The sequence below is a fragment of the Nitrospirota bacterium genome, from assembly GCA_030645475.1.
In the GTDB taxonomy this organism is placed as follows: domain Bacteria; phylum Nitrospirota; class Nitrospiria; order Nitrospirales; family Nitrospiraceae; genus Palsa-1315.
On sequence record JAUSMA010000060.1, the window covers coordinates 62,505 to 88,202 of the forward strand.

The 25,698-nt window shown below is 56.7% G+C and carries 32 protein-coding genes; 11 read left to right on the plus strand and 21 right to left on the minus strand.

The genetic code is table 11. The features are described from left to right. Positions 1–225: 225 nt before the first annotated feature. The 3 genes from Q7U76_10530 to Q7U76_10540 form a co-directional block, all read right to left on the minus strand. Positions 226–729 carry a polymer-forming cytoskeletal protein gene (locus Q7U76_10530; GenBank protein ID MDO8356813.1) on the minus strand — a complete coding sequence of 168 codons (504 nt, stop codon included), beginning with the start codon at positions 727–729 and terminating at the stop codon, positions 226–228. 278 nt (positions 730–1,007) lie between these two features. Beyond that, positions 1,008–1,526, minus strand: coding sequence for a GNAT family N-acetyltransferase (locus Q7U76_10535; protein MDO8356814.1), 519 nt, complete (start codon positions 1,524–1,526; stop codon positions 1,008–1,010). Next, the gene (locus tag Q7U76_10540) at positions 1,484–1,816 is read right to left on the minus strand and encodes a DUF1778 domain-containing protein (protein MDO8356815.1); all 333 of its coding nucleotides are present in this window, start codon (positions 1,814–1,816) and stop codon (positions 1,484–1,486) included. Before Q7U76_10540 ends, Q7U76_10535 begins: the two co-directional genes overlap by 43 nt. A gap of 427 nt (positions 1,817–2,243) precedes the next feature. Between Q7U76_10540 and Q7U76_10545 the strand changes: the two genes are divergently transcribed. Both Q7U76_10545 and Q7U76_10550 read left to right on the plus strand, forming a co-directional pair. Further along, positions 2,244–2,930, plus strand: coding sequence for an ABC transporter substrate-binding protein (locus Q7U76_10545; protein ID MDO8356816.1), 687 nt, complete (start codon positions 2,244–2,246; stop codon positions 2,928–2,930). Between the two features lie 244 nt (positions 2,931–3,174). Continuing rightward, the gene (locus Q7U76_10550; GenBank protein ID MDO8356817.1) at positions 3,175–3,606 is read left to right on the plus strand and encodes a hypothetical protein; all 432 of its coding nucleotides are present in this window, start codon (positions 3,175–3,177) and stop codon (positions 3,604–3,606) included. Positions 3,607–3,797: 191 nt separating this feature from the next. On the opposite strand, the gene Q7U76_10555 is transcribed toward Q7U76_10550, so the two are convergent. The 7 genes from Q7U76_10555 to Q7U76_10585 form a co-directional block, all read right to left on the minus strand. Then, complete coding sequence (locus Q7U76_10555; GenBank protein MDO8356818.1) at positions 3,798–4,814, minus strand: diguanylate cyclase; 1,017 nt, start codon at positions 4,812–4,814, stop codon at positions 3,798–3,800. Next, the gene (locus Q7U76_10560) at positions 4,811–5,650 is read right to left on the minus strand and encodes an HDOD domain-containing protein (protein MDO8356819.1); all 840 of its coding nucleotides are present in this window, start codon (positions 5,648–5,650) and stop codon (positions 4,811–4,813) included. Before Q7U76_10560 ends, Q7U76_10555 begins: the two co-directional genes overlap by 4 nt. After that, positions 5,647–5,982, minus strand: coding sequence for a hypothetical protein (locus tag Q7U76_10565; protein ID MDO8356820.1), 336 nt, complete (start codon positions 5,980–5,982; stop codon positions 5,647–5,649). Before Q7U76_10565 ends, Q7U76_10560 begins: the two co-directional genes overlap by 4 nt. Before the next feature lie 226 nt (positions 5,983–6,208). After that, positions 6,209–6,649, minus strand: coding sequence for a hypothetical protein (locus Q7U76_10570; GenBank protein MDO8356821.1), 441 nt, complete (start codon positions 6,647–6,649; stop codon positions 6,209–6,211). Between the two features lie 298 nt (positions 6,650–6,947). Next, positions 6,948–7,505, minus strand: coding sequence for a hypothetical protein (locus Q7U76_10575; GenBank protein MDO8356822.1), 558 nt, complete (start codon positions 7,503–7,505; stop codon positions 6,948–6,950). 374 nt (positions 7,506–7,879) lie between these two features. Continuing rightward, positions 7,880–8,311 carry a DUF5069 domain-containing protein gene (locus Q7U76_10580; GenBank protein ID MDO8356823.1) on the minus strand — a complete coding sequence of 144 codons (432 nt, stop codon included), beginning with the start codon at positions 8,309–8,311 and terminating at the stop codon, positions 7,880–7,882. A 168-nt stretch (positions 8,312–8,479) separates the two neighbouring features. Then, positions 8,480–9,160, minus strand: coding sequence for a DUF3386 family protein (locus Q7U76_10585; protein MDO8356824.1), 681 nt, complete (start codon positions 9,158–9,160; stop codon positions 8,480–8,482). Positions 9,161–9,583: 423 nt separating this feature from the next. Here Q7U76_10585 and Q7U76_10590 point away from each other — a divergent pair, with 423 nt between their 5' ends. Further along, positions 9,584–9,958: a hypothetical protein gene (locus Q7U76_10590; GenBank protein MDO8356825.1), complete on the plus strand. Its 375-nt coding sequence runs from the start codon at positions 9,584–9,586 to the stop codon at positions 9,956–9,958. Positions 9,959–9,969: 11 nt separating this feature from the next. On the opposite strand, the gene Q7U76_10595 is transcribed toward Q7U76_10590, so the two are convergent. Continuing rightward, a complete protein-coding gene (locus Q7U76_10595) occupies positions 9,970–10,266 on the minus strand; it encodes an ATP-dependent Clp protease adaptor ClpS (GenBank protein ID MDO8356826.1) in 297 nt (98 codons plus the stop codon). Between the two features lie 138 nt (positions 10,267–10,404). After that, positions 10,405–11,085 (minus strand): hypothetical protein, encoded by a 681-nt coding sequence (locus Q7U76_10600; GenBank protein MDO8356827.1) that lies wholly within the window; start codon positions 11,083–11,085, stop codon positions 10,405–10,407. A gap of 34 nt (positions 11,086–11,119) precedes the next feature. On the opposite strand from Q7U76_10600, the gene cax reads away from it, so the two are divergent. Beyond that, entirely contained in the window at positions 11,120–12,193 is a 1,074-nt protein-coding gene (cax, locus tag Q7U76_10605; GenBank protein ID MDO8356828.1) for a calcium/proton exchanger, read from the plus strand. A gap of 105 nt (positions 12,194–12,298) precedes the next feature. Here the strand turns inward: cax and Q7U76_10610 are convergent, their stop codons facing one another. The 3 genes from Q7U76_10610 to Q7U76_10620 form a co-directional block, all read right to left on the minus strand. Beyond that, positions 12,299–12,511, minus strand: coding sequence for a hypothetical protein (locus Q7U76_10610; GenBank protein MDO8356829.1), 213 nt, complete (start codon positions 12,509–12,511; stop codon positions 12,299–12,301). Between the two features lie 212 nt (positions 12,512–12,723). Continuing rightward, positions 12,724–13,857 carry a radical SAM family heme chaperone HemW gene (gene hemW / locus Q7U76_10615; GenBank protein MDO8356830.1) on the minus strand — a complete coding sequence of 378 codons (1,134 nt, stop codon included), beginning with the start codon at positions 13,855–13,857 and terminating at the stop codon, positions 12,724–12,726. Between the two features lie 2 nt (positions 13,858–13,859). Next, complete coding sequence (locus Q7U76_10620; GenBank protein ID MDO8356831.1) at positions 13,860–14,129, minus strand: hypothetical protein; 270 nt, start codon at positions 14,127–14,129, stop codon at positions 13,860–13,862. A gap of 70 nt (positions 14,130–14,199) precedes the next feature. On the opposite strand from Q7U76_10620, the gene Q7U76_10625 reads away from it, so the two are divergent. From Q7U76_10625 to Q7U76_10635, 3 genes are read left to right on the plus strand one after another with little or no spacing between them, the layout of a single operon-like run. Beyond that, positions 14,200–14,427 (plus strand): zinc ribbon domain-containing protein, encoded by a 228-nt coding sequence (locus Q7U76_10625; GenBank protein MDO8356832.1) that lies wholly within the window; start codon positions 14,200–14,202, stop codon positions 14,425–14,427. Positions 14,428–14,429: 2 nt separating this feature from the next. After that, positions 14,430–14,750 (plus strand): hypothetical protein, encoded by a 321-nt coding sequence (locus Q7U76_10630; protein MDO8356833.1) that lies wholly within the window; start codon positions 14,430–14,432, stop codon positions 14,748–14,750. Positions 14,751–14,759: 9 nt separating this feature from the next. Beyond that, positions 14,760–15,422, plus strand: a complete 663-nt coding sequence (locus Q7U76_10635) for a hypothetical protein (protein ID MDO8356834.1) — start codon at positions 14,760–14,762, stop codon at positions 15,420–15,422. 25 nt (positions 15,423–15,447) lie between these two features. Here Q7U76_10635 and Q7U76_10640 read toward each other — a convergent pair whose 3' ends face one another. Next, positions 15,448–16,335, minus strand: coding sequence for a formylglycine-generating enzyme family protein (locus Q7U76_10640; GenBank protein ID MDO8356835.1), 888 nt, complete (start codon positions 16,333–16,335; stop codon positions 15,448–15,450). Positions 16,336–16,338: 3 nt separating this feature from the next. Beyond that, positions 16,339–17,088 (minus strand): iron-containing redox enzyme family protein, encoded by a 750-nt coding sequence (locus Q7U76_10645; GenBank protein ID MDO8356836.1) that lies wholly within the window; start codon positions 17,086–17,088, stop codon positions 16,339–16,341. Between the two features lie 57 nt (positions 17,089–17,145). On the opposite strand from Q7U76_10645, the gene Q7U76_10650 reads away from it, so the two are divergent. Both Q7U76_10650 and Q7U76_10655 read left to right on the plus strand, forming a co-directional pair. Next, entirely contained in the window at positions 17,146–17,430 is a 285-nt protein-coding gene (locus Q7U76_10650; protein MDO8356837.1) for a hypothetical protein, read from the plus strand. 88 nt (positions 17,431–17,518) lie between these two features. Further along, positions 17,519–17,755, plus strand: coding sequence for a DUF2007 domain-containing protein (locus tag Q7U76_10655; GenBank protein MDO8356838.1), 237 nt, complete (start codon positions 17,519–17,521; stop codon positions 17,753–17,755). A 7-nt stretch (positions 17,756–17,762) separates the two neighbouring features. Here the strand turns inward: Q7U76_10655 and Q7U76_10660 are convergent, their stop codons facing one another. Beyond that, a complete protein-coding gene (locus Q7U76_10660) occupies positions 17,763–18,221 on the minus strand; it encodes a hypothetical protein (protein MDO8356839.1) in 459 nt (152 codons plus the stop codon). 113 nt (positions 18,222–18,334) lie between these two features. Between Q7U76_10660 and Q7U76_10665 the strand changes: the two genes are divergently transcribed. Continuing rightward, positions 18,335–18,931, plus strand: coding sequence for a hypothetical protein (locus Q7U76_10665; protein ID MDO8356840.1), 597 nt, complete (start codon positions 18,335–18,337; stop codon positions 18,929–18,931). Between the two features lie 42 nt (positions 18,932–18,973). On the opposite strand, the gene Q7U76_10670 is transcribed toward Q7U76_10665, so the two are convergent. Next, positions 18,974–19,768: a hypothetical protein gene (locus Q7U76_10670; GenBank protein MDO8356841.1), complete on the minus strand. Its 795-nt coding sequence runs from the start codon at positions 19,766–19,768 to the stop codon at positions 18,974–18,976. A 154-nt stretch (positions 19,769–19,922) separates the two neighbouring features. Here Q7U76_10670 and metH point away from each other — a divergent pair, with 154 nt between their 5' ends. Continuing rightward, positions 19,923–23,612 carry a methionine synthase gene (metH, locus tag Q7U76_10675; protein MDO8356842.1) on the plus strand — a complete coding sequence of 1,230 codons (3,690 nt, stop codon included), beginning with the start codon at positions 19,923–19,925 and terminating at the stop codon, positions 23,610–23,612. Positions 23,613–23,652: 40 nt separating this feature from the next. Here the strand turns inward: metH and Q7U76_10680 are convergent, their stop codons facing one another. Together Q7U76_10680 and Q7U76_10685 are read right to left on the minus strand one after the other, a co-directional pair. Then, complete coding sequence (locus tag Q7U76_10680; GenBank protein ID MDO8356843.1) at positions 23,653–24,162, minus strand: hypothetical protein; 510 nt, start codon at positions 24,160–24,162, stop codon at positions 23,653–23,655. A 136-nt stretch (positions 24,163–24,298) separates the two neighbouring features. After that, positions 24,299–25,441: a response regulator gene (locus Q7U76_10685; protein MDO8356844.1), complete on the minus strand. Its 1,143-nt coding sequence runs from the start codon at positions 25,439–25,441 to the stop codon at positions 24,299–24,301. Between the last annotated feature and the right edge of the window lie 257 nt (positions 25,442–25,698).

Genomic DNA, 25,698 nt, shown 5'->3' on the forward strand with positions numbered 1-25,698 from the left:
CGAAATAGTCTGGTAGGGGTTTCTTGAGCGGTTCCTATGAATGAGGATTGTGAAGGCCGGTAGATTGCTCGCTTGCTCGTGTTCCGCGAGCGCAGAAGACCGTCGAGCCTGTCTCTCCCCCTCTTGCCATACGCTCTTATCCCCAGCGGGATACGGGAAGGAAGGAATGGCGCCGATGGCAGATTTTCATGGCCTGCGGCGCTGCGGTGGGTAGGTAGCGATGGGTCAGTGAACGAGTTCGTCTGTCTCGATGTTGTGCGCGAGCTGCTTGTAATCGGATTCCCGTTCCGTGAGGCGGAGGCCTGCGTTGTTGTGCCGGATGGTCTGATTGGGCATCCCGTTGCTGTGCTGCGTGGATTCTTCGGCCTTAGGGCCGGGGCCCATGTCTGCGAAGCCTTTGAAATAGGCGCCATCTTCGATCGAGAAGGCCGGGGTATGCACGTCGCCGATCTGCACGGCGGTCTTGAGAAGTTGTACTTTGTCGACCGCTGCTACGGTGCCCTGAATCTTCCCGCTGCTGAGTAACGTGCCGACCGAGACGGTTCCCCGTATCTCCGCATGTTCGCCGACGACGAGCACCCCCGTGGTGTGAATCTCGCCTTCCACGCATCCGTCGAGCTGGACGGTGCCTTCAAAATAGACAATGCCTTTGAACGTGACGTCTTTACCCAGGACGGTAAAGTTCTCGGCATCGGTCTGCTTATTCTTGGGTTTCTTGGTGTCCCACATTGGTGATGCTCCTTGATGATTCAGAATGAAGGGTCTCGACGGACAGCGAACATGTAATATCGTCTGAAGGAGCAACAGTCGTGCCTTCAGTCGATTCGATAAATGTTCAACAACATCAGTCACCTAGCTCGGCACCGCACGATGTCTGTATGTAGGAACATGTAGGGGAGGGGAGTCAGTCTGCAGGCAAACTGGCTGGTGTGGGAGTGGAATACGTCGGCAAAGCCTGGAGCGAACTGCGTGGCCACAGAGATTTTCCGTGGCCTGTGTGAGGAGCCTCAGTCTGTGGCGTTCAAGATCTTTTCGGCCTCAGCAAGGGGCAACATCACCGTCAGGGGGTCAATGGGCGAGGCTGTAAATCCGCATTCCTCATAGAACCGTTTGGCGGGCTCCGAGATCGCAGGGACAAGAATCGCTCGGATACCGGCGATCTCCGCGGCCTGCACTGTGCGCAGGATTGCGTCACGCAGTAACCCTTTGCCGATACCACGACGCTGGATACTGGTATGGACTGCGAGTCGTCCGAGGACCATGACCGGCAAAGGGTCAGGCATATTGCGTTTCATCCGCCCAGGTGCTTCCGCATGTGCCACCGCACCAACGGCGAGCGTGTAGTATCCCACCACGGTTTTCCCGACACAGACCACATAGGTGCGTGAGGCTCCGCTGGCCTCGTTGTGAAGGGCGCGCCGACGCAGCCAATCATCTAATGCTGGTTCGCCTGAATCAAAGTTCGCGAGGTCATGTGTGGTGGTTAATTTCTCGGGCGGCTTGATGGCCTCAAGGCCGTCAAGCATTTGTCCCACAGGGCCTTGGTTCGAAGGAGACGTCGAAGTTTTTGATTGCGCGCGGGAGGGCGGTCGAGCAGGGCGGTAAAACGTTCGAATATCTCTGTAGGGAGCGCAAAGTAGCGCCGATCCAACAGCACGGCTTCCGCTTCCCGGCATGCGGTGTCCAGCATGAAGTCTGACCGGCTCCTGCCAAGCATTTCCGCAGCCCGGTCAATCAAGGTCTTCTGTTTATGACTGGCGCGGAGGTTGATGGTTTGCCCTTGTCCCCCCACGGGTCTGGTTTCCGAATGCTTCATGCGACACCTTCCTATGGATGGTTTCACTATAATTAGAACGTGCGCACACTGTACATACAGCAGCCAGTCCACTTTCACTGGAGTCTTGGCCGCTGCCCTATCCTGCGTGTCCTGTTCCATTGAAGCGAGATCTGTTGGATTGGCCAAACGGGGAGGCGCTGGAAACCAGCCTTCCATTTGCTCCAGGCACTGAAGCGATTGGGCGACAGTAAGGTTCGTTTGTGCTCCTTCTGCCACAGTGCCTAGCGACCTTGGGCACCTATCCTTAGAAAGCCGCTCCTCTCGGCAGGCTCTATGTCCATGGCTTTGTTGGTTTTTCTCTCGTCGGATCAGGAGGGCTTTTCCTCCTGGCTGTCCAGCATGGGTCTTGCTGTATGTCAGTGGGCAGAGACAGGCATATGCCGACAGGATTGAGGAGGGCCATCACATGGAACAGATATTAGACAAAGCCGTCAGTCAGGGTTCTCGCAGTCTCGAATCGCGCAAGGGCTCAGGTTGGGCGGTGATCACGGGGCTGGTGGCACTCCTGACGTTGCCCGGCACTGGTGCGTTGGCTGCTGAGCTGACCCCGACGGAGTCCGTGAAGAGCACGATCTCTGAAGTGGTTCGTATCCTCGACAATGCGGAGGTGAAGCAGCCGAGCCGCTCCATGGAACGACGTCAGATGATCGAGCAGGTGGTCCGGGATCGAGTGAGTTATGAAGAGATGGCGAAACGTGCGTTGGGCGTGCCCTGGACGGACTTGACGGACAGCGAACGGCGGGAATTCGTCGATCTCTTCGTGCAATTACTCCGGGACACGTTTGCCGGGAGGATCGACTCGTATGCAGGCGAGCAGGTGGTCTATCTGTCCGAACAGCGCGAGGAACAGTTCGCCGAAGTGAAGACGAGGTTGACGGGCACCAAGATGGATACGCTCCTCGATTTCCGGTTGGCGAACCGGCTCGGCAATTGGCTCGTCTACGATGTGGTCATCGATGGAGCCAGCCTCGTCGGTAATTACCATGCGCAGTTCACCAGCATTATCCGCGACCTGGCCTATGCTGGGTTGGTGAAGCGGATGAAAGAGAAAACACTCGTCGCCAAAGCGTTTGAAGTGACCACGGCGCCCTAACCGTCGGCGACCCGATCCGGACCTGTGTCTTTCCCTCCTTCCGAGCTTACTTATCCTTCCCCCTAGGGATGGGGGCTGATTGATCTTCCACTGCGCGCGTCGAACGAGCACATTCTCATCGTGCGCGTTCCGCGAGCACAGAAGATCATCAGCCTCCATCCCATCCTTCCCCCCCATTTCGTAGGATAGCGGTTCGTTCTGCCATGCTCGTATCCTGTGCCCTATGGCGGACAGGAACCAACCCATGGCATGGCGAACGATTCTTCGAGGGGTTGCCATTGTGTATGGCACCACCTTTGTGGCGGGACTGGTGTTTGCCATCAACGGGATCACGCCCCAGACCGATCACATTGGCTTCCCTCTGCTCGCGCTACTCACAGGGGCGGTTGGTGTGGCGATCGCCCTCAGGGTCGCTGAGACGACGAAGTTGTCGTATCTCGTGGCCATTGGAGTCGGTGTCTGGCTGCTCAACCTGACCAGTGTTTTGCTTGACGCACAGTCTTTGAGCAGCTGGGTCAGTAGCAGTGGCTTCATCGCGACGACGGTGATCCTCGGCCGACTGTTGATTGGCGTCAGCATGGAAACCGTCCCAACTCCCACCATGTCCTATTCACTCATCAGCCGGAAGAGCTACTCAGGTTTGCGAAAACGCCGGACAAGGTTCTCTCGCTTCTAACAGGCGCCTCTTCACTCCTTCTTCCCCATGACCGTAATTCCTTTTCGGCATCCCTGAAACCCTCTTCAGAGGCGCTCTTCTGCCATCAGCTCCTATCAAGACACGAGATACGCTGCACAGGTGCTGGGCGGGCGGGTTGCTTCAGCCTATGCTCAGTCTTGCAGGGCTATCTGGCTATGAGGTGGGGTTGGTTATTGTTTCTGCTGCTCTGCTGGAGTGGCGTCGTCTTCCTGTGAAGGTACGGTATTCGCATCGAGCGCATCGCCGGCTAGGCCGCGCTGGTCTTTGACGTAGACGCTGCCCTTTAGCGCCTTGGCGCGCTTCTTCAGTTCGGAGGCAATCTTACTCACATCTCCCGGATGGGTGATGGGGCAGCGTTCGTTGGTCACGACGGCGATCGAGAGACTCATCATCGGAAACTGCTCTTTGTTGCCTCGTCGATCGACGGAATCGATATAGCCCTTGAGGCGATCGTCACGGTCGTAAAAGTCCGGTATCACCAGATCGAAGCGTTTGATGACGGTCTGGCAGATGGCGTCGATGCGGTCGGGCCGGCTCATGAACACAAAGTCGTCTCCTCCGACATGGCCGACAAATCCTTCTGCGCCGGCGAGTTCTCCCACTACCGTAGTGAGGATGCGGCAGGCGACGATGAGGACTTCGTCTCCACGGCCATAGCCGTAGCGGTCGTTGAAGGATTTGAAATTGTCGATATCGACATAGGCCAAGGCGAAGGGCTGACCGCTCTGAATTCTGGCGGTGGTTTCGAACAGAATGGTGGTGTTGCCTGGAAGCCGGGTGAGAGGGTTGGCATCGAGCGAACGGGTTAGGCGGCTGAGGCAGAGGCGCACACGGTGGACCACGTCTTCAGGGCGATAGGGGATCGTGATGAAATCGTCGACTCCCAATTCCCCCCAGTCGATATCGTTGAGTCGGCTGTCCCGGACGAAGAGGATCAACGGCAGTCGTCCGAGGAAGGCATCGTGCTTGAGATTTCGCGTGAGTGTTTCCGCCGAATGGCCCCCGGCTCCTTCTGTTGCCAGGATGAGACAGGGAGGATCGTGAACGAGTTCGTGCAGCGCGAGGTCCGGGAGGTTGCCTTCCACGACTTGGAAACCGGCTTTCTCCAAGGCCGAGGTCAAGGTGACGGTAGGGGCGAGTTCATTGTGCAGGAGGAGAATGCGCCGTCCTGGTAGGGAGGGGTTCATAGGTAATCGTCGATGGTGGCAAACTCGCTTGAGGCCTTGGCGATATAGTCCGCCAACGTCTGTTCATCGAGCCCCACCATGTCCCATGCTGCTTTCGAGAGCGGCGGGATGAGGTCATCCCCCGGGTTTCCGCAAGCCAGGCCTTTGACCAGGATATCGGCGACATGGACGATGGCCGTTTGCACCGTGGCTTCTTTGGCGAGCGTCGGTGCATGGTGGTAGAGGATCGGCTCGCGGAGCGTGACCGGTAAATGCCAGGCATTGGCCAGGTAGCCGCCGATCTCCGCATGTGAGAGACCCGTGAGTTCCTGCTCCACGTCGAAGAGTGACCGATCGCCTCCTACTTTGTAGGCCTCTTTGATCTGGTCTCCGACATCGGCCCATTTGACGTAGAGGACGACTTTCCCGATGTCGTGTAGCAGGCCTGCGACGAACAGTTCTTCGGGGTTCTTGATTTCCAGTCTGGCTGCCAGGAGGTTGGCCGTGATGGCGACGCCTAGGGAATGGCGCCATAACTGATCCATGCCGGCGTCTTTCATGATATTGAGCGCCGAGGCGCAGAGGGTGAGGCCCTTCACGACATTGAATCCCAGGACGATGACCGCATGGGCCACCGAACTGATGCGGGAGGGGAATCCATAAAACGGTGAATTGGCAAGCCGGAGGACTTTGGCCGCGAGGACCTGATCCTTTTCGATGATTGAGCCGATCTCTTCGGTCGAGACCGTTGGGCTGCCGATCATGGCGGCGAGCCGCTGCACGACATGGGGGAGCGTCGGCAGGTCTCCGAGTTTCTCGATCCGGTTGCGCAGGTCTGTCGGATTGAATGTGGTCATGCTGTCGCAGGCCCCTCTGTTGCCGACGCGGTGCTATGCGTGGCATGCAAATGTGTCCGGAGAGTCTTGAGGATGAGTTGTTGGATAGAGTCTTGCGTGACATGCCGGAACCGATGATCGAGTTCAGCCTCCAGCTCCGTCAGCGTTTTTCCACCGGCGCCCCCGGCATCGCCCTCCACATAGACCGAGGTCGTTCCCATCCGTTGGAGGCGCTCGATCATGGACGCGTCGAGGATGGTCCCGACTGCTACGATGGGAAGTCCGTTGGCATTGGTCACGGGTTTGACCAGGATCATATCCGGCAAGAGTTCCTCGATCACCACTCGTTTCATCGATGTGAATTCCTGAGATGTATCTGAAAGTTCGCCAACTGCCGAGTCATCTGAATGGATGCATCGGGCAGAGGGAGTCTGTCGCTCGTCCTTCTCTTATCGGACGACCGGCATCATTTCTAAAGGTTCCTTCCCCTTCTTCTCCGTTGATGAGCTCAGGAGAGCCGTCGTGCCATGACAGGATGTGCGTGAATCGAGGCACGTGCAGGTTGGGTGTGGCGCGCGTCTACTTTGGCAGGGGTTGGGACACCGGGGACGATTCCTGTCCTGCGATGTTGGTGGCGGTCACGCAGACTCTGAGTTCAGGTGCAGGCGGGATGATATTTCGAATGATGACGGTTCCTCCCCCTCGGGGGTCGTTCGTCCAGATGCGAATGACCTGGGTCTGGCCCTTAGGCGAGCTGAGATAGATGGAGGTCAGCAGGAGATTGGTGAGCGGAGAACCGGTCGCATTGGTGGAGGGCTCCTGGTACGTGATGGTAAATCCATTCGGACCAGTCGGAAGCGAGGCCGGGGTTGTGGGGCAACCGGCAGGGACGGTTGCTCCGACGATCGTTTTGGTTCGAAGTTTCTCGCCCGTCCTATTTGTCGCCAGGTAGGTTGTTCCGGGATCTATGCTGCCACAGGCTGCCAGCGCGACGGTCAGAGCCAGAAGCGGCCATGTCATAAGCGGCGCGGTTATCGGAAAGGTCTGCATCAATTTTCCAATTCCGTGACAATAGACCATTCGCATCCATCGTTTTACGCCGGTCCCCGGCTTGGCGCAGGCTGGAGGAGATCCTATTGTACTCGCACGATATGTATAAGGGCTAGGAGCTGCTGGAATAGGTCAGGTCAAGCGACGAGGTCGGTGCAGTCTTGTTATTCCGGTATCGGTCTTGGTGATTACTCTTGGGCTGCCCAAACTGCCTGGCATTGATCTAGGCTCGCTCAATCGATGAGGGCACAGGTGTGGATTGAGACGGTCATTTCTTTTCTTCGCATAATCGTTTCACTGCTCCCAAAAAATCGTTATAGAACTGGGGGCTGCGAACGGTGTCGCGTTCGACGACCACGGTGGTGTACTCCGTTCCGGTCGGAAAGAGGGGAATGATCCAGAGCAAGTGCCACCAGGTATAGGATTTTTTATGGAGTTCGGTCGTCTGGTTCGCCGCAACCATGACGCGGGTCAGTTGGTCGCTGGAGGGGAACAACGTAACAGTTGTGGAGACCGTGTGGGACAGATCCTTATCCTCCTTGGATCTCATTTCCCGATTCGCCAGAATGATCCGGCTCTTCGGATCGGCCTGTTGAATCAGAAAGCCCTGTTGAGAGAGGACCTCAAGAATGGCTCCCCACGTCATATCCACCGGCGCAGAAATCGATTCTGAATTGCCTTTGACTTGCTGACTCGCGGAAAAGGCCCCTTCATAATGCGGAGGGTCCGAGCTACAGCCCAGAACATGCAGGGCAAGAAGAAGGGCGATCCAGCGGCTTTCGTTCAACAGATGGAACACATATTTTTGATTGATTGGGCGATGCATCACGTCCTCCTTACTTCATGATCCCATCTCCTCACGCTCGACCGAGAGGGTGTAGGTAAGCATCTGTGCACCTATTATTCCATGCCGGATAATGAGGTGTGGCGGACGGAGCCAGGTACGAACTGCTGAGCATCGGACATGCCGCTTCATAAGCAAGTTGCAGACCATCGCGGGCTGGCGATATTTTCTGGAGTCACTCGCGCCACAAACAGATGTATGCGACTGATGATTCGGTGAGCTCAGGTGAGAGGGTCTGATTTAGTCAGGCGGTCATGTTCATTCGTCTTTGAATCGAATTCGATTCAGACGTGAATCTGAAGAGATGCAGGGTGCGTTGAGGGAGAATTATTCGGACGTCACATGTGCGGCCCGGGCTATGATCGTCGAGGAACGGGCCTGCCTTCTTCCAAGTCCTGCAGATCGGACCAGGCAGTGAGGTCGCTGCGGGAAGAATCGACGGCGTCTCTCAGCTGGTTGAAGTACTGTTGTTTCTCGGGACTGCTCGGCCCGCGCGTCAGCATTAAATCGTTCCAGAGCTCGAGCTCAGAGGCTTTGTGTGGCTTTGCAGTTTTCCTGAACCACTGGGCTACTGTGTCGTCAGTGGGATTGGCTTTGACGGCTGCGGTGAACTGATCGGCCGTGATCCCGGCGAATTCCATCAGTCGATCATCCATCGGGCAGGGATAGATGTATTCGCCTTCCGTGCCGGCCAGCACGGCGCGGCACTTATCGATCATGCGAGCCAAATGGACGTAGCCCGCCAGCGTGAATTTCATGCTGCGGGGGAATGATGTCCGTAGGTCCATAGCAGGATGATGAAAAAGCCCGCCAGCTTCGTTCTCAGCTCATCGAAATCCTCAACGTACCTTTGAGGGTACACCTCCGGTTTCGACTCACCTGCGGCCTCGCTGGACGGACTTTTTGACCATCCTGCGGGCCGCGCTGTCATCGCACGGGCTATCGCCGCTCCTTTGTTAGACCAGTTTGTGATTCGTGAACGTGAGGCTCTTTACGACGACCGCCCCGTTTTCATAGGTAATGATGCGGCGGGTGGCCGGCAGATCCGATGATCCGACACGCACGTGGCTATCGGTGAAGCTTTCCACGTTGTTCAGCTTTCCGTCGGTCGGGGAGTAGTAGTACACGCAATATTTTGTCGTGAGGTTCTTCTGATCCTGGGTGAGGGAGCTTTCCTCAACATTGATCGTGAAGGCGAAGGGGGTCATGCCCGGGTGCGCCATTTTGCGATTGATCTGGGTGATGCGATTGTCTTTGAGACGATAGAAGGAGTTCGAGCCGTGAATGTTCAGCTTCGTGCCGAAGGGATGCCCGTCTTCTTCCATCGTTAAGGAGTATTTGCCGTCAGACTCTTCGAAGCTTCTCGGGCCACGGTGCACGGCGATCGAGCCAAGCTGTTCCTGTGCCCACTTCTGGACCTCGGGGTCTCCCAGTTGGACCGAGACTTCACGCGGGCCTTTGACCATGACCGGTCCCTTGGTCTCTTTCCCGTTCACATTGACGGTCAAGTCGGCGGTGAACCCCTTGAAGTCTTTGGGCCAGCGTGCGGTCTTCTCGAAGGCTTGTCGAAGCAGCTCGCGGGCTTTTGGATCGTCGGCGACTGGGGCTTCTTCTTGTTTTGGCTTCTGCTGTTCCATGGGGTCATCTCCTTGTTGGGCCGAATAGGCAGGATGCTGAAAACGTCCGCCAGCTTCGTTCTCGCCTCGAAAGCATCCTCAACGTAGCCCGGAGGCTACGCCTCCGGTGCTTCCATCGGCTGCGGCCTTGCTGACGGCCATTTTGAGCATCCTGCCAGATTTAGACCGCAGTATACGCTTGGGGCGAAAGCTGCCACAAGCGCTCGCAGGCGTGAGAGGTGGCTGGTTGTTATAGTTTATTTGGTTAATCTCGTTTGTTTGGTTGAACCAGACTAACCAGAGAAACCAGATGAACGAGATAGACCGGGCTGGTCTCGCCAGTCTCGCTCAGTGTTCCCACTTGGGCGCTAGAAGAAATTGAGCATTTCGGGTATACTCGCGCCGCGCGGGGGCTATCTCTCCACGTAGAACGAAAGGATGGACATGGAACGACGGGCTGCTTCTCATACCGAAGAAGAAGAGATGAACCATCGCCGTAAATTGCTGAACGCCGCGAAGAAGGGCGATCAGAAGGCCATTGGCAAGCTCTTAGAGCTGTATCAAGTGCGGATTCATAGTGGAGACATGGTTCAGAAACTGAATAAGACGTCCGCCACGCACAAACTCCAGGCCCAGCTCGCTGAAGGGAAGCCTGTCAAGGGTGGCGGCGGGAGCCATGGTAAGAAGACTGCGCCGACGAAGCCCGCTCCAGCAAAGGCCGCACCGGCGAAAGTTGCTGCGAAGCCTGCTGTCTCGAGGGTCAAGCCAAAGGCAAAGGCGCAACCGGTCAAAGCCGCACAGCCTAAACGCAAGAAATAGCCGACGGGCGATTATTGCACTGCCACTCGTAGTCCACCGCCTGCCAGCTTTGCCGCGATCTCTTCCGCTTGTGTCAGCCCCCCGGCAAACACGATGGCTTCTCCATCATGATCGATTTTCCATGCCAGTTCGAAGGCTTTCGAGCTGGTCATGCCTGGAATGTATTGGCAGAAGAGCCCTACCACTTGCTCGTAGGTGTGACATTCGCAATTGAATACGATCACGCGCGCATCGAGTCCGCTACCGGTGCCGGTACTGGTCGTCTCGATCGGGACGGGAGGTGCAAAGGGGGTTTTTATGCCTGCCATAAAGGCGAATAGTAGCAGAGTTTGGAGCAACTTTTAACCTGGATTATTCCGGCAGGCCGTCGCGAAGCGTTCGGGGTCGAGCGCGCTAGTGCCGTTCTCCATACGGCTGACGGGGCAAGTCTGTGCCTAGAGTCGTGGTTAATAGCCGACTCGCGTGAGCAGGTGGTTGGTTCTCACCCAATTCTCCCGGGCGCAGGATTGCGTATAGAGTGTGAAATGCGCTGGGGAATCTGTGGCCGGCTGGAGTTGATGTGCCAATGCGAGCATTTGCGTATAGACGAGTGAGGCGGATGTCTTGACGAGGGCGAGCCCATATTCAAAAAGATACCCCTCTTCAAGAGTCGGGTTCCTCTTCGAGAGTGTCCTTACCCGCGCGAGGTCGAATGGTTCCTCTCTGAACGAATTGTCCATGAGATGGAGGAGCGCAGCCGGGCCTGGCACGACGGTCTCGCCGATGCGAACCGCATGGGAGGGTTCGAAGAGTCCACGCTGAAGACGGCGGTCACGGCAGAGGGCTGCGTGAAATTGTGCGCGCCAGACGGGGTCGCGGAGATCTCGGTCGACGGCCTCTGCCACCAGTGAGGTGAGCGGTCCACTCACGTCATACCCTTGTATGAGGCGCCCCGACTCGATGAGCTCTGGAAAACTCATGCCCATCCGGTCTTGAAAGGCCGTGACGCCTGTCATGGGCGTCAGTTGCATCGCCATGAAGTCGCGAAAGTGCACGGTGGCAAAGCGAGTCAGAAGCCTGGTCAGGGTCTCCGGATGGCAGAGGTGGAAGGGGTAGAACAACGCGTGGGGTGGTTGCCGGTGATTCATCGACAAAGTCTCACAGTCATGTTAGTTTTCGCGCGTGAAATATCTCTTCACGTCGTGGCTTGATTATCTGCTCATCTTCGTCCCTGTGACGATCGCGCTCGAGGTGCTTCGAGCCGATCCGCTGCTGGTTTTCATCTCGGCCTGCCTGGCCATTATTCCGCTCGCCGGCTTGCTCGGGCGAGCCACCGAACATTTAACGGCTCATGTCGGTGCCGGGATCGGCGCCCTTCTCAATGCGTCGCTGGGCAATGCAGCAGAATTGATTATCGCACTGGTGGCTCTGCGCGAGGGCCTTCACGACGTCGTCAAAGCGTCGCTGACCGGCTCAATCCTGGGAAACATCTTACTCGTTCTTGGTGTCTCGATGTTTGCCGGTGGCATGAAGTATGAGCGGCAGAAGTTTAACCAAACCGCTGCCGGAACGGGGGCCAGTCTTCTACTCTTAGCTGCTGTCGGCCTCATCATTCCTGCGCTCTTCCATTTCACTGCAGCCGACCGTGGTGTGGCGATCGAACGGGAGCTCAGTCTTACCATTGCCATGGTCTTGTTTGCGATTTATATCGCCAGTCTCCTGTTCTCCTTGAAGACCCATCGCCATCTGTTTGCCGGGGAGGAGCATGATGCCTCGGACCTTGGAGAGCAGCCCTGGACCAAACAGGCCTCGATCGCCGTGCTTGCCGTTGCGACCTGTCTGGTGGCCTTGATGAGCGAGATGCTGGTGGGGGCATTGGAACCTGCTGCGCACAAACTCGGGCTTACGCAGGTGTTTGTCGGCGTCATTCTTGTGGCCTTGGTGGGCAATGCGGCTGAGCATTCCACTGCGGTGATGGTGGCGCTGAAAAATAAGATGGATCTAGCTTACGGGATTGCGGTGGGCTCCAGTCTGCAGATTGCGTTGCTCGTGGCGCCACTACTCGTGTTTGCCAGTTACTTCTTCGGGACGCCGCTGGATCTGATTTTTACGCCCTTCGAAGTCGCTGCCGTGACCATCTCGGTCCTCATCGTCGGATTTGTCGCGATGGACGGGGAATCGCACTGGATGGAAGGGGTGATGCTGGTTGGAGTCTATGTGATGCTTTCGATCGCCTTTTTCTTTCTGCCCGCATAGCAGCTGGGAGAGCGGAGCTGATAGCTAATGGCGTATAGCTCAGATAGAGACAGTCCGATTCTCCCGACTATCAGCCATAAGCTATAAGCCATCGGCTCTTTTCTTCTAGACCTTGTCCATGTCGATGACTTCGGTGGCTTCCCACAGATTTTTCAGCTCCGCATCCGCGAGATCCTTCACTCGATCCTCTTCCGTCTCTTGGCCGAACTGAACCGCTTGAATCGGTGGGGCGGTCTCTTTCTCGGTTGGTGCGGCAACCGCTTCCGGCTGCACGGGCTGACTTCTTCGCTTCTTGGCAGGATCCATATTAACGGGCATGTTACCTCCGACGTGATCTGCGTTCAGTTTCCACTCTGATTAGCAAAAAAGTCAATGATGGTTAGACTGAACTATTGTGTTTCCCCATAGGCTGCTCAAAAGGCCGTCCAGCAAGGCCGCAGCGAGTGAAGGGCCGACGCGTACCCTTGTGGTACGTTGAGGGTCTGAACGATGCGAGAACGAAGCTGGCGGGTTTTTTCAACGGCCTGTTCCTAGTACAGCTTCTCGGCGATGCTGTCAGCCTGTAGCCGGCCTTTCGCCGATAGTTTGCTGCGTTCACCGTCTTGTTCGATCAATTCTTGCGCGAGCAACTGAGCGGTGAGAGCACTGTGTCCATAGTTCAACGCATGTTGATGCAGGTTGTGAGAGGGAATTCCTTGGATCAGTCGTAACCCGAAAATCACGGCATCGCGAAGTTGTTCTTCTTTCGAGAGTGTGATGCGCTCCTCGATGGGGAGGAGGCCTTCTGTCAGCGAGCGGTTGTAGGCATCGAGGTCAGCGACGTTGCCGAATCTTATTCCGCCCAGATAGGACTGGGCACTGGGGCCGAATCCCAGATATTCGCCGTTGGTCCAGTAGAGCAGATTGTGGCGGCAGGCATGTCCGGGCTGGGCATAGTTGGATACTTCATACCGCTCATATCCTGCGTCCGAGAGTATCCTCTGCGCAGACTGGTCCATCTCAATCTGAAGGCCTTCGTCAGGTGCGGGACTCCGTTCGAGTCGGATATTTGATGCGAGTTTCGTCTCCTGTTCCACTGTGAGTGCATAGCAAGACAGGTGCGTCGGCTGCAGTGCAAGACAATGGGCCAGAGTTTTCTCCCAACTGCTCAGGCTTTGTCCTGGCAAGCCATACATCAAGTCAAGGTTGATGTTTGTGAAGCCGGCGGATCTGGCCTTCGCCATGGCTGTGACGGTTTCACTGACGGCGCCGGGCCGACCGATTCTGAGGAGGTCGGCATCCTCCATCGATTCTGCACCGAAGCTCAGGCGGGTCACACCGGCCTGACGTAGTTGAACAAGGTCCTGCTCGGAGACCGTCGAGGGGTGGCCTTCCACGGTGACTTCACAGTCTGAGGTGAGGCTGGATCGGTTCCGAATCTCGGACAGGATGGCGATGAGCTGAGCCACGGTCAGAACCGTCGGTGTGCCACCTCCAAGATAGACGGATTGGACAGGGCGGCCTACAGCGATCTGTTGCTGCGCCGCTAGTCCGATCTCACGCAAGAGGGATCGGACAAAGGCGTCAGCACGCCCCTCGCGATGGATTTCCAGGTAGAACGAGCAGAAGTCGCAGCGCTGGCGGCAGAAGGGGATGTGGAGGTACAGGCCCAGAAGCGGGGGCATGGTCACGATAAGCTGAATCCTTGGGGTTTGGAAAAGTCCCGTGACAGGACGATTTCAATTTCATCGGCCGGGGATTTTCCGCGATTGCGCACGTGGGGTTGCCAGGCCTTGTGTTGGCGCAACGAGTCGAAGAGCACCTTGAGTAGATCCGGCTTGATGCGCGCTTCCCACTCCCGCACCCATGCATGTGCCTCTTCGTCGCCCTCATAGTCGTCGGGAAAGGAGGCCTCCAGGCTGAATCGAAAGGTAAAGGTTTTCTCTTCTTGGTACATAGAACCCCTCGCTGATTGCGATCTGGCTAGGTCGATCTTATAATACCCCCCAGATAAAGGAGTATGACTCATGCCTATCTTCGAATATGTCTGCGGCGAATGCAATCATCGGTTCGAGCTGTTGGTCTATGGTTCCACGCCGGCTGCCTGCCCCAAGTGCAAGACGACGAAGCTGGAGAAGCAAATTTCTTCGTTCGGAGTCGGGGGCACGGATGGCTGGGTGTTGCCGGGCAACGGCGGCGGTTCCTGCGGAAGTTGCGGTGACCCGCGTGGCCCCGGTTCCTGTTCCACCAATTGATCATGGAACCAGGCGAGCAGAATCTGCAGCGCGCGATTGCCATCATCTCTCAGTCCGACCCGCTCACCAAATTGCTCGAAGAGGTGAAACTTGGTCGGATGAAACCAACCGATGCCGGACTGCGAGCCGTGACCGGTTCGTGGCTGGGGACCTATCAGAAAGTGATCGAGTCCGGCGGATTGACCGGCCAGGCCTTGCGCCGCATCGACCCCCAGCCGCGTCTGGCAGTCTTGATCGAATGTGGTGTGTTGACGGGTGAGCAGCAGGCGGTCACGGCCCTCTGTGCGAGTTTCGAGAAGGCGGTCGCTGCCGTAACGGAGTGATGTTATCCCATGTGGGCGCTGTCGGTCATCGCCGCCTTTCTCCTGATCATCTGGCCGATCGGGGAGGGACGGGCAGAAGAGGGCATCGGTACAAGCCCGCTCCTGACAATTGCGCCGAAGGATCTTCCTCGGATCCTGCCAGCAGACTCTCATCTCCTGATCGATCCGCCTTCCATTGAACAGTTTCTCGATGCGCTGGATGGCGCCCCGCCTGACTGGGCGATGGTCTATGGGCATGGCCATCACGATCCCGAGCACGACGAGCGGCTGTTCATGTTGAACCGTGAGCGCGATGCGAAGCGTGAAGGAAAGGAGGCGCTCCAATGGACGGTAGCGTTTCTCTGGTCCGGAGAGCTCTCCCGGTATGAGCCAACGGCTGGCGGCTTTACCATCGCGATGGGGCCGATCTTCACGTCCACTCGATGGGGGATGGTTCGATTCAAAGCCGAAGACCTTCCAGGCACTCTCGTTGCGATCCCCGGCGCGGTTGAGCACGACCGCTTGCGTCGACAGATCGAGGCTGGTCAGAAAGTCGAGATTGAGATCGTGATGATCGGGAGGCTCATTCCTGAGGAGTCACTGGTCTACGACTTCTCCCATGATGAAGCAGGCCTGGGGCTCATCATGCCGGTCGTGAGAATTGAACGGGTGGAGTATTTGCTAGTTCGGTGATGCGCCGGCGGTTTTTTGCATCCCCTTAGAACGCATCTTTCGCACAGCGAATGCCGGTGCCGCTTGGACGACTGTCCATCGTGCCCCAGTCGCGGTCGCCTGTGCGTAGACTAATAGCCGGTTTCAACCAGGACCCACCGCGCATCGCTTTGATCGCGCCGCGAGGAGGTCCTTGAGGATCTGAGAGGGGCGCTTCTTTGTAGTAGTTCGGGTTATACCAATCCTGTATCCATTCAGCGACGTTGCCGGCCATGTCATACAGTCCGTGCGGGCTGACGCCTGCGGGAAAGCTGCCGACTGGCATCGTGAGGACTTCGCCTTTGAGGCCCTTCTCTTTTGAAATCTGCGCGCCCTCTCCTTTGACCCAGAAGGCATCCCAGTCCGCTCCGCTCTGAAAGTCGATGGTGCGACCGGCCCAATAACTGGCGCTGTTGGCCTTCGTGAAATCCCACTCGTTCCCCCAGGGGTAGCGGCGGCCATCGGCGCCGCGTGCGGCCTTTTCCCATTCCGCTTCGGTTGGCAGACGTTTGCCTATCCAGGTGCAGTAGGCGACGGCATCCTCCCAACTGACATTCACCACGGGGTGAGTGCCGATGTCGGAGATTGGTACATTGTTTTCCCACAAGGTCGAGGCAGGATTGGCGTTCGCCGGCGCGCGATGTCCGGTCGTTTGGACAAATCGCGCATAGGCATCGTTCGTGACTTCGTAGCGGTCGATCCAGAATGAGGCGGTAGAGATGAGGCGCTGTGGTGCTTCGTCCGGAAGACCATCGCTGCCTGCCGGATTCCCCATTAGGAATTCTCCGGCAGGAACCAGGGCCATGTCGTCGGAAGGAAGGGAGCTGATAGCCAATTGCGGATGGCTGATGGTAAGGATAAAAGACAAGAATGCGAGAGAGATCAACCAACGCACAATTTAGGTCTTTTTTAGTCCACAGGCCTTGGCTACCGCATCGCGATAGGCTTGCCAGAGGGTGAGGCATTTCTTGAGGCAGCTCAAGACGGCCTGTTGTTGCGTTCGTGTGGTGGCGTAGTTCACGACCATGGCATAGGCATCGTGGCGATGGCCGGCTTCGACCAGTTGGTGCGCGCGAATCAGATCCATGGCATCGGGGGAGAGGCCGTGGTATTTCACCAGCGGGTGGCGCTGGACAATCGCTTCGATTTCTTCGGCGGTTTTGGGTTTTGAAGGGTCGGCGATTTCGGCGCGGTCCTTCACGCTACCTTCGACGAAGATCGTCAGCGCCGCGGCTCCGACGACCCAGTCTTTCTTGTTCGAGACATTGTCCAGCCAGGCGCGGTAGCGCCGACTGGCCGGGAGGAGGCGCACCGTGTCAAAATCGCGGGCAGGCAATCCGAGGCCTGCCATCATGGTCAGGAACAATTCCGGGTGCGATTTGCCCAGCGAGAGCCCACCGGTGTCTTCTTCGTAAATATTATCTGCGAGCATCCGGCGGACTGTGGCCGGGGGATTTTGGCCGTGAATGCGGGCCAGGAAGACAGGAAAGTCTCGTACGTACACGCCATATTCCTGTTGGAAGTGGCGCTTGAGCTGCTCGACGGTGACCGTGCCGTCGGCGAATGCCGGCCAGGCCCAATGATGCTTGCGGTCCATCAGTCGCAAGAGTTCTTCGCGGAATCGGCTTTTCGTCAAGGGACGTGTCATGTCTGTTGCCTTCCTGCTGAGCGGCTCGTTACAATTTGATGACGCGGAGGTACATCAATGGATCGTGTGACGGTTCAAAATCCAGAAGACATTCTGTCCATGCTGGCAGACGTGTCGTTGCGAGGATCAGGTTTTGTGACGGACTCTCTCCTGGACTATGTGTTGGAAGAGGGCTTCACGGAGCCGATTTTTCTCAACGCCAGCGGGGAAGACCCTGATGCCTACTTTAAAGGCCAATCGCATGCCTGGGCCGTGTATCAGGTCCGGGAATGGAAACGTGTGTTAACCATTTCGGGCGGCCCGGGCAAAGAACGCCGCGTGCAAATTACAGAAACCCCCTAGCAGCCGCTGAGTGTAAGAGGGATACGGGAAAAAAGCAACGAGACGAGGGGTATCCGCTCGTCAATTCTGTGCGTATCGAGGGTGTGACATGCCGATGATCTGTCTGATGGAGCCGCAGAATATGGGTGAGCTGGCGATGGTCACGAGTTTGCTGGAGGGAAGCGGTATCGCGTACCTGCTTGAGAACGAACATGTGAGCAGCTTGTATCCGGGACTCCCCATTCTGAACTCGCGTGTCATGGTCGACGAGCGTGATCGGCTCTCTGCGGACCTGCTGTTGAGCCGGCTGCGGTTGGAAGTGCGTGACGTGTCGGCACAGGTGTAAGCGCGGACTAGCGCTGGGGTCTCGGGGCATGGGGGTTCGACGGAGTTTGAATGGGGAGTCGTTCGCCGGACCCTTGAAACCATCCGCCGATGAGCCGGCCTTCTTCCAGGTAGAGATAGCGGTGCTTCACCGTCGCTGCATTTTCCCAATCTTCAAAAATCCATTCTTCGCGGCGGAGGCCTTCTTTGGTGAAGGTGGTGTTGATGGTTTGGGGGCCTCCCCAGGCCTCTAATACCTGCTCTTTGGACATACCGACCATGACGCGATGTTCCGCGATATGTTTTTGAAAGTCCGGGTCTTTGAGTTGTACGATGAGCGGCCAGATCACCATGAGGAGCATGAATATTCCAAGCCCCGCATAGATCATGAGTCGAACGGGGCGTCGGCGAATGAAGGGTGTCTGTTCTTGGTGATCGGTGGATGAGGCGTTCATCGATTCTTGGGCGGCTGCAGTCGTATGATCCATGATGGTGTGCATGGTAGCAATGTGAATCGGAGAGAGTCAAGGAAGCCGGACTGTTTGCGTCAATTTAATCAATAAGATGTGAGTATTCTGTCTGGGTCGGTATACTGATGGAGATGCGTCTATCCAGCCATGACACGATTCCTCGGGATCAACGAAGCCCTTTTCTGCTCCATGGCAGTGCCGCTGTCCTTGTAGGAGTCTTCCTTCTCTGGATCAGTAGCCTCCTGTTACCGGAGTCAGTGTCTGCCACCATCATCTATTCCTATATCGATGAACGAGGCACGGCAGTCATGACGGACAACTACGAGACCATTCCCGAACGGTATCGTGCGAAGGTGCAGGCGACAGACCATGCGCCCCTAGTCGCCACCAATCATTCGACGGCGGTGCGGCTACAGCAGTCGGTATCCGATTGGGCACAGGTCGCTCGTGCGCAACTCGGTACATTCGCGCCAAGTATTTCCGGGTTAAGCTCCTATCAGTCTCAAGTGCTGACTGTCGGCGGTCTTGTCGGGGTGATGTGTCTATTGGCCAGACTATTTGCGCGAAGCCAAGCTATTCGCTTCCTCTCTCTCTGGTGCTTGGTCATGTTGGGTTTGACCGTGCCTATCTTGCTCTTTACTTCCCAAGATTCCGCATTGGATCTCTTCACAGGTCGGGCGGTAAAAGCCCAAGAGCAACAGCAGGACCGTCTCCAGCGCCTTCCCTAATTTTTCCTGATCATCGTGTTGAATCGTGACACCCAGTCGTGGCTAATCCGCGTACTTGGGTAGGGGAATCTTTTTGACAGTGGGCACCTGAGGGGGCAGTTGGCGTTGGGAGAATTCTTGCGAGTAGGGATTCAGGATAGGGTCATGCGTATGTCGCTGGCGTTGCTTTACGAGGTCGACGCTTTGCGTGCCGATTTCCATTCGATCGACGAGTGACTTGGACGTGAGGGGATCGGGCAGGCCTTGTAACGAAAACAGTTGATAGGCCAGGCTCCATTCGAGCGTATCCTTCGCGGCTTCTTTCACAATAAAGCGAGCTTGTGGCGACGAAGTGCCCTTGAATAGCAGGATCCAGATGTTCGATCGGAATGAGGGAGCGGCGGGGTTCTCAGAAGGGTGAAACTCCGGGACCAGTGCCGGGATCTTGGAGAGGGGGACGGCCGGGGAAAACTCGATGTCGACGAGCCGAACGAAGAGGGTTCGATTGTCGCTTTCGTCGTTGGGATCGAAGGTGTAACTGAATGAGTAGCGGATCTCGATGCCCTCACGGGTCACAGTGTAGACATCCTCGCCGTTTTCCGGGGAGACGAGCTTCCGGAAATACTTCTCCCAATCGGTGATGGCGTAGTAGGTGAAGACGCGCAGCGCGGATTTTCGATCCCGTACCGCTTGTGGCATTCCGAGTTGTTGATGGAGTTCTGTTTGTGTCAGCCCGAGATACCCATCCTCAAAATAGGGCGCCGCAAAGGCTGGGGAGGGGTGGATCCAGAGGCTGGTCGTCGAGACCAGCGCGACGAGAAGCACGAGAATGGTATGGGACGCGTCACGCAGGAGCACAGTGTCTCTCCAGCTAGTCACGGCATGTTATCGGTGGACTCCCGTCCTGTCAAGGCACGATAAGCGGGATTGCTTGCTGGCGCCGGAACCGCTCAGTTATGATGTCGACTGGTTTTTTGTCATTGAGACGTAGTCGATCACGGAGACAGGTTGTATGAGTGCAAAGTTAGAAACCCTGCTGCAACAACGCATTCTCGTCCTCGACGGGGCGATGGGGACCATGATCCAGCAGCGGAAGCTGGACGAGGCGGCATTTCGGGGCGAGCGGTTCAAAGATTGGAAGAAGGACCAAAAGGGGCACAACGATCTGTTGAACCTCACGCAGCCGGCCATCATTGAGGAGATTCATCGCCAGTACTTCGAGGCCGGCGCCGATATCGTGGAGACGAATACGTTCAATGCCCAAGCCATTTCCCTGGCCGATTACGGCATGGAGTCTTTGGCCTACGAAATTGCGCGGGCAGGAGGGGAATGTGCCAGGCGTGCGGCGGCGCAGGTCATGTCGGCGACCCCTGGTCGCTCCTGCTTTGTGGCCGGGGCCATCGGTCCCACGACGAAGACCTCGTCGATTTCAACCGATGTCAACAATTCTGCGGCCCGCGGCACGACCTACGACGAACTGGTGACGGTGTACTACGAGCAGATTCGTGGCTTAGTGGACGGCGGTGTTGACATATTATTAGTCGAAACCATTTTCGATACGCTCAATGCGAAAGCCGCGTTCTTTGCCATCGATACGTTTTTTGAAGATCGCCACGTGAAGCTTCCCATCATGGCGTCAGTGACGTTTATTCAAGCCGGCAGCAACCGTGGGGTCACGGGCCAAACCATCGAAGCCTTTTGGAATTCGATCTCTCATGTGCCGTTGCTCAGTGTGGGGATCAACTGCGCCTTGGGGCCCAAGGAAATGCGGCCGTTGATTGAAGAGCTTTCTCGTCTGGCTCCGATCCTTGTGAGCAGCCATCCGAATGCCGGACTGCCGAATCCGTTGCTGCCGACGGGATTTCCTGAGACACCGGACAGTCTGGCACCCCAATTAAAAGAATGGGCGCAGAATGGCTGGCTGAATATCGTGGGCGGCTGTTGTGGGACGACGCCGGGGCACATCAAGATGATCGCTGAGGCCGTCAGGGGTATTCCGCCGCGCGTCCCGAAGCCCGTCGAGCCCTATACCAGGCTCAGCGGGTTGGAAGCGGTCACCCTGCGGCCGGAATCCAACTTTGTGAATATCGGTGAACGAACCAACGTCACGGGGTCACCGGCTTTTTCTAAACTGATTCTGGCTGGCGAGTATGAATCGGCGCTCTCGGTGGCGCGGCAGCAGGTCGAGGGGGGCGCTCAGATCATCGACATCAATATGGACGAAGGCATGCTCGATTCCCAGGCTGCCATGGAAAAATTTCTACGGCTGGTTGCCTCGGAACCGGATATCACTCGCGTCCCCGTCATGGTAGACAGTTCGAAGTGGGACATTCTTGAAACGGGCTTGAAGAACATTCAGGGTAAGCCGGTCGTCAATAGCATCAGCCTCAAAGAAGGCGAAGCCAAGTTCCTCCATCAGGCGAAGTTGGTCCATCGTTACGGGGCGGCGGTGGTGGTCATGGCGTTCGATGAGCGTGGCCAGGCCGATACCTACGAGCGCAAGATTGAGGTCTGTGAGCGGGCCTATCGCCTCCTCACGGAACGCATCGGCTTTCCCGCCCAGGACATCATCTTCGATCCGAACATCCTCACTGTGGCGACCGGCATCGAGGAACACAACAATTATGCGGTGAACTTCCTCGACGCGACACGCTGGATCAAACAACATCTTCCGCTCGCGAAAGTCAGCGGCGGCGTGAGCAACATTTCCTTTTCCTTCCGTGGCAACAATCGCGTGCGCGAGGCGATGCACGCGGCATTCCTCTATCACGCCATCAAGGCCGGTCTGGACATGGGGATCGTGAACGCCGGACAGTTGGCGGTGTACGAGGAGATTCCCAAGGATTTGTTGGAGCTGGTGGAAGACGTGCTGCTGAACCGCCGGCCCGATGCGACGGAGCGGTTGGTGACCTTTGCCGAGACCGTCAAACAATTGGGTAAGGTGGCAGTCAAAGACGATGAGTGGCGTTCAGGCACGGTCGAGGAGCGACTCTCCCATGCCTTAGTCAAAGGTGTGACCGACTACATCGAGCAGGATATCGAAGAAGCCCGTTTGCAGTATGCGAAGCCGCTACATGTGATCGAGGGACCTTTGATGGCCGGGATGAATATCGTCGGGGACCTCTTCGGGGCCGGCAAGATGTTTTTGCCGCAAGTGGTCAAGAGCGCTCGAGTCATGAAGAAGGCTGTGGCCTACCTGATGCCCTTCATGGAGGAGGAGAAGCTCAAGTCGGGGGCTTCAAGCTCCAATGGGAAGGTCCTCCTTGCCACGGTGAAGGGCGATGTACACGACATCGGGAAGAACATCGTCGGTGTGGTCCTGGGCTGCAATAACTACGAGGTGATCGATCTTGGGGTGATGGTGCCCTGTGAGCAGATTTTAGCGGCAGCACGCGAACATGGAGTTGCGATCATCGGGTTGAGCGGACTGATTACCCCCTCGCTGGATGAAATGGCCCATGTGGCACGCGAGTTAAAGCGTGAGGGCTTTGATCTGCCGCTGCTGATCGGCGGCGCCACCACGAGTAAAGCCCATACGGCCGTCAAGATCGCGCCCTCCTACAACCACTCTGTGGTACATGTGCTGGACGCTTCCAGGGCCGTGGGTGTCGTCGGGAGCCTGGTCAATGCGGAGTTGCGGGATGAGTTTTCCAAGACGATTCGCGCAGATTACGATTCGATCCGTCAGACCCATCACGACAAGGGAGCCAAATCCCTCTGGCCGTTGGCGAAGGCGCGAGCCAATCGATTCGAATCGAAGTGGGCCGAGGTCGATATTCCCACACCTGCCTTTACAGGGATCAAGACATTGCCGAAGCAGCTGTTGGATCAACTGATTCCCTATATCGATTGGTCGCCGTTTTTTCATACGTGGGAATTGCGTGGTCGTTACCCGACCATTTTTGACGATCCAGTCGTGGGGCCAAAGGCGAAGGAGTTGCATGACGACGCGTTAGCCTTGCTTCGGAAGATTGTGGAGCAACGGCTATTCACCGCCAACGGGGTCTATGGCTTCTTCCCTGCCAATAGTGTGGGAGACGATATCGAGGTTTACCGTGATGAACAGCGCTCAACGGTCTTGACGACCATCCATACCCTGCGTCAGCAGTCGGAGAAGCTGCAGGGGCAGCCAAGTTTCGCACTGGCAGACTTTATCGCGCCGAAAGAGTCCGGCCGGACGGATTATCTTGGAGCCTTTGCCGTGACGACGGGAATCGGAGTCGATCTCTTGTGTAAAGAGTTTGAACGGGACCACGACGACTATAATTCTATTATGGCCAAAGCCCTGGCCGATCGTCTCGCCGAAGCCTTTGCCGAATATCTCCATAAACAGGCGCGAGATGTGTGGGGATACGGCAAAGGAGAGACGTTGTCGGCTGAGGATCTGATCCGTGAAAAATATCGAGGTATTCGACCGGCACCCGGCTATCCTGCCTGTCCCGACCATACCGAGAAACGGTTGCTTTTCGATCTCTTGTCTGCAGAACAGCAGACAGGCATTACCTTGACGGAAAGTTTCGCCATGTGGCCGGCGGCTTCGGTCAGTGGGTTTTACTTCGCGCATCCGGACGCCAGATACTTTGCGGTGGGGAAGATTGGGAAGGATCAGGTGCTCGACTATCAGTTGCGAAAGGGCATGCCGCTTTCAGCACTCGAACGATGGTTGGGGCCGAACCTGAACTATGAACCCACTGGCGGATAGTCTGAGGGGAAGGTTGTTCACGAACCGGTTCACCTTTCTGTTATGACACTGCGGCGAGGACTTTCGCATGAGTCGGCTTGCCGATCGCCGCGGTCAGAGCCGTCTTCACTCGCCGATACCGTTCTTCAGCCCACCGATTCACGTCTTCTGAATCAGTAAAGACCAACTCCCAGGCCTTCGCTGCATCCAACATCAACAGTTGGTGTGGCTGAGTATTGCCAGGCAGGTAGACAACGAGCACCGCGGATTTTCCCGTTAGGCTGATATCGGTAAACACGTGCAGCATGGCGCTCTCAGGCAACGAGATGTCGCGAGATGCGGCTTCCACGAGTGGATGGTACAGCCGTTGAAGAAATTGAGACGTCACTTCGTAGGGGTTTGTCGTACTGAGGAGGCGAGGATTGGGTTTCTCTCCAAACAGGTTCTCGGTCAGATAGGTGGCTGCCTCCCACGTCGGCATCGTGCCCGATGTCACCAAGGCTTCGCAGAGGTAGGCAATCCAATTGCGTGTCGCGGCTTGTTTGCGCGCAGAAATCGTCTTCTTTGCCATAGTCGGCGGACCTTTCGCGAGCGTGAGATGGTGGGGTACAGGATCTGGAAATCTGCGTGGGGATCTGTACCGATCGAGATGAGGCAAGTATATCGGCGGGTAGAAAACCGGTCAACGAAATGACGGAAACGGATACTTATGATTCGGGAACGATTCCGGGCGATGAAGGGTCGGCATACCGGTCGTGAATGCGTTTGATGTCGTCCATCGAAGCAAAGAAGATATCGAGCAGCTCGGGGTCGAAGTGTTCGCCTCGATGTTTGCTCATGAGCTCGACGGCGTGGTCTAGGGTGAAAGCCGGCTTGTAGACCCGTTGTGTGGTGAGTGCATCGAACGCATCGGCAATGGCGGCGATCCGTCCTTCGATGGGAATCGCTTCGCCTTTGAGCTTCCGTGGATAGCCATTTCCATCCCAGCGTTCATGGTGGGTCCAGGCAATCAAGGCGGCTACTTTGAGGATCTCCGCATCCGATCCGTCGAGGATGCGATAGCCGATTTCTGCATGTTGAGAGATCACGTCGAACTCTTCCGGCGTGAACTTGCCGGGCTTCAGGAGCACATGATCCGGTGTTCCGATCTTGCCGATGTCATGCATCGGGCTGGCGGTGCGGATTAACTCACAGCGTTCCGCTGAGAGCCCGTATTTCCTGGCGAGCAATTCGCAGTAGTGACTCATGCGATGAATATGCTGGGCCGTGGCGCCGTCCCGGTATTCTGCGGCGATGGCCAGCCGTTGAATCGTTTCTTCTCGCGAGAGGCGTAATTCTTTTTCGCTACGTTCGAGCCACTCGAGCGCTTGCTGCAGCGCCATCGTCCTGGTTCGCACGATGTCTTCGAGGTTCTCTCGTTGGAGACGATTTTCCATCTCCAGCCGGCGGCGGCGGAGTGCATTCGCGACATCGATCAAGACTTCATTGGACTCAAACGGCTTGACGATGTATCCGAATGCGCCGATGTCTAACGCCGCATTCGCCAGCACGGAACTATCGAGACCGGTCACCATGATCACGGCGGTCGAGGGATACTGGCTCAGGATATTACGGACCAGATCCATGCCCGACTCGCCGGGCATATTCACATCGCACAACATCAAGGCAAAAGGTTGTTCTTCCAGTTTCACGCGCGCGTCGCGCGCATCGGACGCCAGCACCGTTTCGTAGCCGTGGGTCTGCAGCATATATCCCAAGAGCCGACGGATGGGCTCTTCGTCATCGACGATCAAAATGCGTTTGAGCTCAAGTAGGGTTTGCTGGCTTGGTCGGTCAAGAAGTAGCGTCATAATGTGTACGGTCTGTCCGTCTTGGGTGGTGAAGGAAACGACTGTCTAGGTCCGATGGATGTTCGATACGATCATGATGGTCAAGGGCCACAGAGAACTGTAAGGGCATTTGCACCTTTTGTGCCATCATATTGCGAAAAACCAGCACTGCCAGCCACTGACAACGGATGACATCTTGATGATCGAGAAGGAGTGGAATGATGCGCTGTGACAGCATGTTAAACGGGTGCCGTGATCGTGGCTTGCGCGGCGTGGAG

What these genes read in the sequence shown, in the direction of transcription:
- metH (MDO8356842.1), top strand. Translation starts at nt 19,923, where the DNA reads ATGAGTGCAAAGTTAGAAACCCTGCTGCAACAACGCATTCTCGTCCTC.
- Q7U76_10555 (MDO8356818.1), bottom strand. Translation starts at nt 4,814, where the DNA reads ATGAACCCCTCCCTACCAGGACGGCGCATTCTCCTCCTGCACAATGAA.
- Q7U76_10665 (MDO8356840.1), top strand. Translation starts at nt 18,335, where the DNA reads ATGCGTCTATCCAGCCATGACACGATTCCTCGGGATCAACGAAGCCCT.
- Q7U76_10590 (MDO8356825.1), top strand. Translation starts at nt 9,584, where the DNA reads ATGGAACGACGGGCTGCTTCTCATACCGAAGAAGAAGAGATGAACCAT.
- Q7U76_10600 (MDO8356827.1), bottom strand. Translation starts at nt 11,085, where the DNA reads ATGAATCACCGGCAACCACCCCACGCGTTGTTCTACCCCTTCCACCTC.
- Q7U76_10535 (MDO8356814.1), bottom strand. Translation starts at nt 1,526, where the DNA reads ATGCTTGACGGCCTTGAGGCCATCAAGCCGCCCGAGAAATTAACCACC.
- Q7U76_10660 (MDO8356839.1), bottom strand. Translation starts at nt 18,221, where the DNA reads ATGGATCATACGACTGCAGCCGCCCAAGAATCGATGAACGCCTCATCC.
- Q7U76_10545 (MDO8356816.1), top strand. Translation starts at nt 2,244, where the DNA reads ATGGAACAGATATTAGACAAAGCCGTCAGTCAGGGTTCTCGCAGTCTC.
- Q7U76_10565 (MDO8356820.1), bottom strand. Translation starts at nt 5,982, where the DNA reads ATGAAACGAGTGGTGATCGAGGAACTCTTGCCGGATATGATCCTGGTC.
- Q7U76_10595 (MDO8356826.1), bottom strand. Translation starts at nt 10,266, where the DNA reads ATGGCAGGCATAAAAACCCCCTTTGCACCTCCCGTCCCGATCGAGACG.
- Q7U76_10540 (MDO8356815.1), bottom strand. Translation starts at nt 1,816, where the DNA reads ATGAAGCATTCGGAAACCAGACCCGTGGGGGGACAAGGGCAAACCATC.
- Q7U76_10570 (MDO8356821.1), bottom strand. Translation starts at nt 6,649, where the DNA reads ATGACATGGCCGCTTCTGGCTCTGACCGTCGCGCTGGCAGCCTGTGGC.
- Q7U76_10620 (MDO8356831.1), bottom strand. Translation starts at nt 14,129, where the DNA reads ATGTACCAAGAAGAGAAAACCTTTACCTTTCGATTCAGCCTGGAGGCC.
- Q7U76_10560 (MDO8356819.1), bottom strand. Translation starts at nt 5,650, where the DNA reads ATGACCACATTCAATCCGACAGACCTGCGCAACCGGATCGAGAAACTC.
- Q7U76_10645 (MDO8356836.1), bottom strand. Translation starts at nt 17,088, where the DNA reads ATGACACGTCCCTTGACGAAAAGCCGATTCCGCGAAGAACTCTTGCGA.
- Q7U76_10575 (MDO8356822.1), bottom strand. Translation starts at nt 7,505, where the DNA reads ATGCATCGCCCAATCAATCAAAAATATGTGTTCCATCTGTTGAACGAA.
- Q7U76_10580 (MDO8356823.1), bottom strand. Translation starts at nt 8,311, where the DNA reads ATGGACCTACGGACATCATTCCCCCGCAGCATGAAATTCACGCTGGCG.
- Q7U76_10530 (MDO8356813.1), bottom strand. Translation starts at nt 729, where the DNA reads ATGTGGGACACCAAGAAACCCAAGAATAAGCAGACCGATGCCGAGAAC.
- Q7U76_10680 (MDO8356843.1), bottom strand. Translation starts at nt 24,162, where the DNA reads ATGGCAAAGAAGACGATTTCTGCGCGCAAACAAGCCGCGACACGCAAT.
- Q7U76_10635 (MDO8356834.1), top strand. Translation starts at nt 14,760, where the DNA reads ATGTGGGCGCTGTCGGTCATCGCCGCCTTTCTCCTGATCATCTGGCCG.
- Q7U76_10550 (MDO8356817.1), top strand. Translation starts at nt 3,175, where the DNA reads ATGGCATGGCGAACGATTCTTCGAGGGGTTGCCATTGTGTATGGCACC.
- Q7U76_10655 (MDO8356838.1), top strand. Translation starts at nt 17,519, where the DNA reads ATGCCGATGATCTGTCTGATGGAGCCGCAGAATATGGGTGAGCTGGCG.
- Q7U76_10585 (MDO8356824.1), bottom strand. Translation starts at nt 9,160, where the DNA reads ATGGAACAGCAGAAGCCAAAACAAGAAGAAGCCCCAGTCGCCGACGAT.
- Q7U76_10685 (MDO8356844.1), bottom strand. Translation starts at nt 25,441, where the DNA reads ATGACGCTACTTCTTGACCGACCAAGCCAGCAAACCCTACTTGAGCTC.
- Q7U76_10610 (MDO8356829.1), bottom strand. Translation starts at nt 12,511, where the DNA reads ATGCCCGTTAATATGGATCCTGCCAAGAAGCGAAGAAGTCAGCCCGTG.
- Q7U76_10625 (MDO8356832.1), top strand. Translation starts at nt 14,200, where the DNA reads ATGCCTATCTTCGAATATGTCTGCGGCGAATGCAATCATCGGTTCGAG.
- Q7U76_10630 (MDO8356833.1), top strand. Translation starts at nt 14,430, where the DNA reads ATGGAACCAGGCGAGCAGAATCTGCAGCGCGCGATTGCCATCATCTCT.
- hemW (MDO8356830.1), bottom strand. Translation starts at nt 13,857, where the DNA reads ATGCCCCCGCTTCTGGGCCTGTACCTCCACATCCCCTTCTGCCGCCAG.
- Q7U76_10650 (MDO8356837.1), top strand. Translation starts at nt 17,146, where the DNA reads ATGGATCGTGTGACGGTTCAAAATCCAGAAGACATTCTGTCCATGCTG.